This window comes from Methylophilus flavus (assembly GCF_042678905.1).
Lineage (GTDB): Bacteria > Pseudomonadota > Gammaproteobacteria > Burkholderiales > Methylophilaceae > Methylophilus > Methylophilus flavus.
This window is the reverse complement of the sequence record NZ_JBHTLN010000002.1, coordinates 656,427-663,956: the sequence shown is the minus strand read 5'-3', so window position 1 is coordinate 663,956 and position 7,530 is coordinate 656,427. Positions and strand designations below refer to the sequence as shown.

Sequence of the window (7,530 nt, the reverse complement as noted above, 5' to 3'; positions counted from 1 at the left end):
CTAAGTGTAAAGCATTTGTATTTTCTGAGGCTTCTACGCATCAAATGCGCTTCACCCAACTACAAACACCCACACTTATCAGTCATCCTAATTTTTAAAGAACACAGCCACCAGGGCCTTCAACATCAACGCTTTGCGTTAACGAGGTGCGCATTATACAGCGCAATTTAAATCGGTCAAGCAGGAAATTTATTTCAATTAAAACGAATTTATTTGCTTGGTTGCGGGAACAGGATTTGAACCTGTGACCTTCGGGTTATGAGCCCGACGAGCTGCCAGACTGCTCCATCCCGCGTCCGAATCGACTAGTAAAACTTGTGTTGCGTCGAGAGGTGAGACTATAGCAAGGAATCGAAAGGTGTGTCAACACAAAATCAGAAAATTGTTTCAGACAGATGTATAAACAATGATTGATCAGGAATTAAAAAACGCCGTTGGAAACGGCGTTTTTTAATTGTGGCCTGAATACAAACTACTTGGCAGCACCAAATACTTTTTTCAGCAAGTTACTCGCCTGACCCAGAGGGTCCTGGCGAATGGCGGCTTCTTCTTTTGCCACCATCAGGTAAACACCATCCAGTGCCTTCTGGGTAACATATTGATTGATGTTGGCGTTTTCCTTTTTCACCACACCAAACTGGCTGCCCATTTCCGCATACTTATTATAGGTATCGGCCAATTGCACATTGGCAGTTGCCTTTTGCACAATAGGCAGGAATTTTGCAGCCATATCAGTAGAAGTGGTTTTTTTGAAATACTGCGTCGCCGCATCTTGGGGACCGGTCAGGATGCCTTTGACATCGGCAAGACTCATTTGCTTGATGGAGTTAACCAATAATGTCTTCGCTTCTGGCACCGCTTGCTCGGCAGCACGGTTCATTTTCAGCACCAGATCATCCGCCTGGCCACCCATGCCGACCATACGCATACCTTTTTCTATTTTCTTCAATGAATCCGGCAACGGAATTTTCACTTCTTTATTACCCAGGAATCCATCTGTCGCACCAAGCACATCCACGGCCTTGGTCACGCCCTGGTTAAGAGCGAGCTTGAGACCATCGTTCGTCTCTTTGTCGGTTAAATTGCTGACAGCCGCATCATTGCCAGTTGCGGAACCACCTCTTACTTTATTGACGACATCACCCAGGCCGTTGAGGTCTAACGCCTGCGCGTTGGTAATCATCAAGCCGAATACTAGTATGCATGCTGTTTTTTTCATTATATTTCCCCATCAAAAAGGCTGGTTCTAGTGTACCCATAAAGCACAAAGCAAGTCCATAAGGACTTGCTTTGCTTGAGAACTACTTTTTGTGAAGCTGAATCAGGCTTTGAACTGTTTCACCTTCCAGATACGATTTGCATATTCGCCTATGGTACGGTCGCTGGAAAACTTCGCCATGCGCGCTACATTCAAAATTGCCACGCGTGACCAGGCTTCTTCATCCTGGTACAAGGCGGCCACTTTCTCCTGCGCCTCAACATAGGCCGCATAGTCTGCCAGCAACAGGTAATGGTCGCCTTTATGCAACAAGGTATCGACAATCGCTTGGTAGCGATTCAGTTCACCCACTGAAAAGAAGCCATTGCCTATCATGTCGATAACCTGCTTCAACTCAGCGTTACCGTTGTAATAATCCCATGGATTGTAGCCGCTGGCCTTGATTTGCGCGACCTCAGGTGTAGTCAGGCCGAAGATAAAGATATTCTCGTCACCCACTTCTTCCTTGATTTCTACATTGGCACCATCCAGCGTGCCTATGGTCAGTGCGCCATTGAGTGCCATTTTCATATTACCGGTGCCGCTGGCCTCGGTACCGGCAGTAGAAATCTGCTCGGACAAGTCGGCACCCGGGAACAGGATTTCAGCGGCGCTCACTTCATAGTTTGGATAGAAAACCACTTTCAGCTGGTCACCGATTACCGGGTCATTGTTAATCAAAGTCGCGACATCATTAATCAAGCGGATGATCTGTTTGGCCAGCCAGTAACCTGGCGCGGCTTTACCGGCAAAGATCACCACGCGCGGCACATGGTTCTTTGCTTGGCCGCTACGAATCCGGTTGTACAGGGTGATGACATGCAACACATTTAATAACTGGCGCTTATATTCGTGAATACGTTTGATCTGTACATCAAATATCGCTTGCGGGTTAATCGCCACACCCGTTTTCTGCAGTATCTTATAGGCCAGACGCTGCTTATTGGCCGCTTTGACCTCGCGGAAAGCTTTCCTGAAGGCAGCATTATCTGCCAAAGGCTCGATATTTTTTATCAGCCCCAGGTCTTTCTGAAAACCCGTACCTATATGCTTGGTTAGCAAATCGGTCAGCAAAGGGTTAGCCTGATTGAGCCAGCGACGCGGCGTGATGCCGTTGGTCACATTGGTAAACTTGCCCGGATAGATTTTATTGAAATCGGCAAACAATGTGGTTTTGAGTAATTCACTATGCAATGCGGCCACGCCATTCACCGTGTGACTGCCGACCACGGCCAGATGCGCCATACGCACACGGCGCCCATTCGCTTCATCAATAATGGAAACGCGGCTAAGCAAGCCACTGTCGCCCGGGAAATGCTGGTTTACCATCTGCAGGAAACGATGGTTGATTTCGTAAATGATTTCGAGGTGGCGTGGAAGCAACGATGAAAACAGATCCACCGACCAGGTTTCGAGCGCCTCTGGCATCAGCGTGTGATTGGTGTAGGCAAATATTTTAGTGACTAGGCTCCAGGCTTTGTCCCACGCTAGGTGGTAATGATCAATCAGCTGGTACATCATTTCAGCCACGGCAATCGCAGGATGGGTATCGTTTAGCTGGATGGCGACTTTTTCCGGCAAGGTTTCCCAGTCCGGATTATTGGTGATAAAGCGGTGCAGGATATCCTGCGTAGAGGCTGACACAAAAAAGTATTGCTGCTTTAAACGTAATTCTTTACCAGATTCGGAAGCATCGTTTGGATACAGCACCTGGGAAATAGTCTCCGCCCCATGACGACCTTCGACAGACTTATCGTAATTACCCTGATTAAACGATGCCAGGTCAAACTCTTTAGCGGCTTTGGCAGACCACAAGCGCAGATTATTAACGGTTTGTGTGCCATAACCCGGCACTGGGACATCATACGGCATGGCCACTACGCTGGCGGTATCTATCCAGTGGCGCTCATTGCCCCGCTCTGTATGCACCTGCACTACACGGCCATAAAATTTTACTTCGCAAGTATGCTCAGGGCGCTGCACTTCCCAGATATTCTGGTAGCGCAGCCAGTTATCCGGGTTTTCAACCTGCTGACCACCCTCAATGCTTTGCCTGAACATGCCATAGTCATAGCGTATGCCATAACCAGTCGCCGGGATGTCCATGGTCGCCATGGAGTCTACGAAACACGCCGCCAATCTGCCCAGACCACCGTTGCCAAGCGCGGCATCCGGCTCCATCTCGGCTACGCCTTCCAGCTGCTGGCCGATTTCCTGCAGACCCTCGCTTAGTTCCGGTGCAACGCCCAAATTCAGTGCCGCGTTAGACAGCATGCGGCCAATCAAAAATTCTAGTGATAAATAATAGACACGCTTGGTATTGGCATCGCGATAAGCGTCACGGGTAATCACCCAGCGACTCATTAAATGATCGCGCACGGTAAAGGCCGCGGTTTGGTACCAGTCTCGCGTGGTGGCCCAGGAGTTGGATTTACCAAGAGAAAATGTCAGATGGTTGCGCAAAGCTTGCGGAATCGGCAACTGCGTCAGCAAAAAGTCTTCAGCGTTATGGATGGTTTCTATCTTGTTAGTCTTGTTACGTGTGGATTTGGCATTAGTGGCCATGCATCTTCCCCTGAAATAATCAATAACGGATGTGATTGTCTAACTTAAAAGCAAAAAACAAGCCTGTCGCGGCTATTGCCCTTTATGACAAAAAGCCACGGCGAAGGTGCCATGGCTTTATTATAAATTACGATAAATGTAATTTTAATGACTGAAAGCGGAAACGCACTCAGACAATCATATAGAAAATCACAGATTTAGCCTACAACGCCCAACCGTAAGCAACACCCAGGGAATTCTGGTTCATACGTAAGTCAGCCTCTCCGCCGCCGAATGGCGCACCTGCAGGAATAGAGTTACTACCGCGCACTTTGTTTTCAAAGGCATGCGCGAAGAAGAAGGAAAGCTCAGCTTTGTTCGGCAAAGTATAGGTTGCGCCTAATGTAAGGTGATCCTGCACCACAGCAGGTGCCAGGATATTAAGAAGGGTCTCGCTACTGCGTACCGGTTGGGAGCTGTGATTGTAGCCAGCACGCAACGTTAATGTGTCGCTATAAGCATATTGTGCACCGACCTTGAAGACCGTAACGTCTCGCCAACCAAACCCTGGACCTTTAGATGAACCAAGGGCATTGCCAGCCAATAAATTGCTCAATGACAGATTACCAATAGAATCTACATCAGAATATAGAATACGTTGCGCATCGGCAGCCAATGTTAATGATGGCGTGGTTTTAATGGCAATACCAATGCCATAATTGGCCGGAATATCAATATCGCCGCCTTCTGCAAACAGGCCCTTATATTTATCAAACTTGCTGGCGTAGGTTTTGGTTTGATAAGTGGCACCCAAAGTCACGGCATCACTCACCTGGCCAACCCAGCCGAAACGCAAGCCGGCGCCATAAGAATTATCATGTCCGTTGTTGGTCACATTGCCGACAGAAGTCGTTGAGAGCGCATTATCAAAGTTCTGCAAACCCTTCGCCTCAAAACGCTGGTAGGCCAGATTCAGTGACACGCCCAACACATGCTGTTCATTCACGCGCCAGGTAGCGGTTGGCGCCACCACTACTTGCAGGTAATCAATCCCCGTGCGGCTGCCAGTCGTATTGAAATAAGGAATGCCATCCTTGTAGTCCGTATTCATGCCGCCATTACCATAGACACTCACGCCCAGTGTGGTGCGGTCATTGATCACCCGGTTATAGCCAAATTCAGGAATAAAAAAATGTTCGGTATCATTGCCATCATAACGGCCATCCAGCGCCCCGCTGCCACCGGCGGTATTACTGAGGCGAACGTCACGGTCTGGCTTGAACCAGGTGACGCCAAAATCGATCCTGTCACCGACAATACCCAAACCAGCCGGATTGGTAGCCGCTGCCAGCGCGTCTTGCGGCAGCGCAATGCCCACGCCACCCAAACCCAAACCCTTAACTCCATAGCCGTGGGCAAAATAACCATCGGTGGCGAAGGCGTGGCCAGCCATTATTGATAACAACCACGGCAACAGTTTCACGGTAGTGCGCATATCCAGCCCCTTAACAATCGTTGAGTCTTTTAATCTACCAAGCTTCCTTAATACCTGAAAATAATTTTGGATTATATTGATATAACTTATAAAAATATAAAACCCGCCTAAGCGGGTTTTATATTTGAAGCCAATCTTGCTGAATATTTAACTAAGACTTAAAGAATCAGGCTATTGATGCGTTTCACAAAGCTGGCAGGATCCTCCAACTGTCCGCCTTCTGCCAGCAAAGCCTGGTCAAACAGCACATGCGCATAATCGGCAAATTTCGCATCATCACTTTCAGCCTGCAGTTTTTCAACCAACCTGTGCGCTGGGTTGACTTCCAGGATAGGCTTGCTCTCAGGCGCCTGTTGTCCGGCTGCTTTCAGAATACGCGCCAGATTACCGGAAAGATCGTGCTCACCAGCTACCAGACAAGCTGGAGAATCAGTTAAGCGATGCGTCACTTTTACTTCCTTCACCGCATCACCCAGCGCCGCCTTGATGCGCTCCACCAGACCTTTAGCATTTTCTTCCACCTGCTTCTGGGCTTCTTTATCAGCTTCGTCTTCCAGCTTGCCTAAATCCAGATCACCTTTGGCGATGGATTGCAGCTTCTTGCCTTCAAACTCGGTCAGGCTGCCCAACAGCCATTCATCCACTTTGTCAGACAACAACAACACTTCAATGCCTTTTTTGCGGAAAATTTCCAGGTGCGGTGAGTTCTTGGCAGCGGCAAAAGTATCGGCAGTGATGTAGTAAATCACTTCCTGCTCTGTCTTAAACCGGCCGACATAATCTTTGAGTGACACATCTTGTGTATCGTTATCTGCATGCGTAGAAGCAAAGCGCAGTAAACCGGCAATCTTGTCTTTGTTGGCAAAGTCTTCGCCCGGGCCCTCTTTCAGCACACGACCAAACTCGCCCCAGAACTTGCTATATTCTTCCGGTTTGTTTTCTGCGATATCTTCCAGCAGGCTCAGCACTTTCTTCACTGAACCGTTTTTGATCGCTTCCACATCGCGGCTGTCTTGCAGGATTTCACGCGACACGTTTAACGGTAAGTCGGCAGAATCAATCACCCCGCGAACAAAACGTAGGTACTGTGGCATCAGCTTTTCCGCTTCTTCCATAATAAACACACGTTTCACGTACAGCTTGATACCCTGGCGACGCTCTCTGTCGTACAAATCAAACGGCGCTTTACTTGGCACATAGAGCAGGGAAATATACTCCTGCTTGCCCTCTACGCGGCTATGCGTATACGCCAGCGGGTTTTCATAATCGTGCGACACGTGTTTGTAAAACTCGTTGTACTCTTCTTCACTGATATCGCTCTTGCTACGCGCCCACAAAGCAGAAGCGGTATTGATGGTTTCATCTTCATCCGTCGCCACCATCTGGCCACCTTCGCCATTCTCGCCATCTTTCCATTCGGACTTTTTCATCACGATAGGCAAAGTGATATGGTCAGAATATTTACGGACGATGGTTTTCAGTTTCCAGTCATTCAGGAACTCCTCCTCGCCTTCGCGCAGATGCAGGATCACTTCAGTACCACGACTTGCTTTTTCAGTCGCCTCAATCGTGAAATCGCCTTCACCGCCAGATTCCCACTTGATGGCTTCAGTCTCGCCAGCACGGCGAGTGATCAGCGTGACTTTGTCAGCGATGATAAAGCTGGAATAGAAACCGACACCGAACTGGCCGATCAGGTTGGCATCCTTGGCCTGGTCACCGGTGAGGTTCTGGAAAAACTCCTTGGTGCCCGATTTGGCAATGGTACCGATGTTATTAATCACTTCTTCGCGACGCATACCGATGCCATTGTCAGAAATGGTCACCGTGCGTGCGTCTTTATCAAACGCGATTTTAATGCTGAGCTCACTGTCATTTTCATACAGGCTGCCATTTGAGATCGCCTCAAAGCGCAATTTATCCGCCGCATCAGACGCGTTTGAGATTAACTCACGCAATACGATTTCTTTATTGCTATACAGCGAATGAATCATCAACTGTAGTAATTGTTTGACCTCGGCCTGAAAGCCCATGGTTTGTTTAGATGGCGATTCTGCTGTCGCTGTCGTCATAACGGTTCTCCAAATAACGGGGGTTAAACATAAAAATTTTTGTTTAGATGGGGAAAACAAAACCGTTTTTCAAGAGGGGGAATGACCGATGCCGGAAATCATGTACCTAACCCATGATTACAGCATAAGTCCACGCACGCCATATACCTGTCAAATACCTT

Annotated in this window: 4 protein-coding genes and 1 tRNA gene; all 5 read right to left on the bottom strand. The window is 48.4% G+C overall.

Going from position 1 to position 7,530, the window contains the following annotated elements; translation table 11 throughout:
- Positions 1-218 precede the first annotated feature (218 nt).
- The 5 genes from ACFQ2T_RS13160 to htpG all read right to left on the bottom strand — a co-directional run bounded on the left by ACFQ2T_RS13160 (position 219) and on the right by htpG (position 7,369).
- Positions 219-295 (bottom strand) — tRNA-Met (locus ACFQ2T_RS13160).
- A gap of 177 nt (positions 296-472) precedes the next feature.
- Complete coding sequence (locus tag ACFQ2T_RS13155; RefSeq protein ID WP_379035150.1) at positions 473-1,219, bottom strand: DUF4197 domain-containing protein; 747 nt, start codon at positions 1,217-1,219, stop codon at positions 473-475.
- A 102-nt stretch (positions 1,220-1,321) separates the two neighbouring features.
- Complete coding sequence (locus ACFQ2T_RS13150) at positions 1,322-3,823, bottom strand: glycogen/starch/alpha-glucan phosphorylase (protein WP_379035148.1); 2,502 nt, start codon at positions 3,821-3,823, stop codon at positions 1,322-1,324.
- Positions 3,824-4,025: 202 nt separating this feature from the next.
- Entirely contained in the window at positions 4,026-5,297 is a 1,272-nt protein-coding gene (locus ACFQ2T_RS13145; protein WP_379035145.1) for an OmpP1/FadL family transporter, read from the bottom strand.
- A gap of 158 nt (positions 5,298-5,455) precedes the next feature.
- Positions 5,456-7,369, bottom strand: a complete 1,914-nt coding sequence (gene htpG / locus ACFQ2T_RS13140) for a molecular chaperone HtpG (protein WP_379035143.1) — start codon at positions 7,367-7,369, stop codon at positions 5,456-5,458.
- Positions 7,370-7,530 lie beyond the last annotated feature (161 nt).